General features: G+C 33.6%; 2 protein-coding genes. Both read right to left on the bottom strand.

Features of this window, described 5'->3' with window-relative positions:
• Positions 1–244: 244 nt before the first annotated feature.
• Positions 245–619 carry a BRCT domain-containing protein gene (locus tag KZH69_RS20355; RefSeq protein WP_219319301.1) on the bottom strand — a complete coding sequence of 125 codons (375 nt, stop codon included), beginning with the start codon at positions 617–619 and terminating at the stop codon, positions 245–247.
• A gap of 4 nt (positions 620–623) precedes the next feature.
• On the bottom strand, positions 624–836 hold the full coding sequence (locus KZH69_RS20350) for a hypothetical protein (RefSeq protein WP_219319300.1): 213 nt from the start codon (positions 834–836) through the stop codon (positions 624–626).
• Positions 837–995: the final 159 nt, after the last annotated feature.

Here is a 995-nt window from a genome sequence, read left to right as displayed (position 1 = left end):
ATCAAAAAAACGAATTTCGCCAATTCCGACCCGATTTTCACGTTTGCTTGTTCAGTTTCTGCATTTAAAAAGCCAAATCTTTAAATCCGGCTTTCTCCTCGTTTCACGTCAACTGACCGCTAACGTTCTGGCGCTTGGCGAGGTTGGGGATTAAAGATGCGTGATTTTTCGGTTAAACACAAATTTTCCAAATACAAAACCAACTTTCCATTAAGCTTAAAACCCCAATCTCGCCAAACGGCTGTTAGCGGTAGGTGTTTTGAGGTATTTCTCCAGTCTCAATTAAATTACGAAATTCTTCCGCACTTAATGATATAACATTTTGTTCTTCTGCTTTTTTCATTTTAGATGGTCCAGCATTTTCTCCACAACACAAAAAATTTAAATTAACTGTTATGCTTTTCGCAATATGAAAATTATTTTCTTCTGCTAATTTAGTTAATACACTTTTTTCGGTCGGTGAAAATCCCGTAAAACAGATTTCTATTTTAGGTTCTGCTTTAGGCTTTAATGCATAAACTATATCCCAACCTTGTCTTTCTGTTAAATCATTTAGTTCTAATTCTGATAAAATAGTATTAGAGCGCAATATTCGTATTAGTTTTTCTGATAATGCCATTTATTTAATGATTTTGAAAGAAGACTTCAACTATTTCATTTTGTGTAATATTTTTGATTTCGCAATGTCCTAAAGGTTCATATTCTTCCCAAGAAAGAACATCTTCAATTTCAAAATTATCGTCAGATAACATTTCAAACATAGAAGTGTTATTATCTTCAGTCGAAACATATACAAACCCTTTTTGGTAATCAATCTTTTTTACAATAGCTTTCATTTTTGACGTTATTTTTGGTTACACTTACCGCTAACGTTCCCGCGCTACAAGCAGTTTGGGACTAAATTAAGCCCTATTTTCGGATTTGCCAAATCATCCAACTACAAAACCATATTTAAATTAAGCCAAATACCCAAATTGCTTGTAGCGTGTGTTGGC

Origin of the sequence: Flavobacterium taihuense (assembly GCF_019351435.1) — a bacterium.
Lineage (GTDB): Bacteria > Bacteroidota > Bacteroidia > Flavobacteriales > Flavobacteriaceae > Flavobacterium > Flavobacterium taihuense.
The sequence above is the reverse complement of the archived record's forward strand: the minus strand, read 5'-3'. Positions and strand labels throughout refer to the sequence as shown.

What these genes read in the sequence shown, in the direction of transcription:
- KZH69_RS20350 (WP_219319300.1), bottom strand. Translation starts at nt 836, where the DNA reads ATGAAAGCTATTGTAAAAAAGATTGATTACCAAAAAGGGTTTGTATAT.
- KZH69_RS20355 (WP_219319301.1), bottom strand. Translation starts at nt 619, where the DNA reads ATGGCATTATCAGAAAAACTAATACGAATATTGCGCTCTAATACTATT.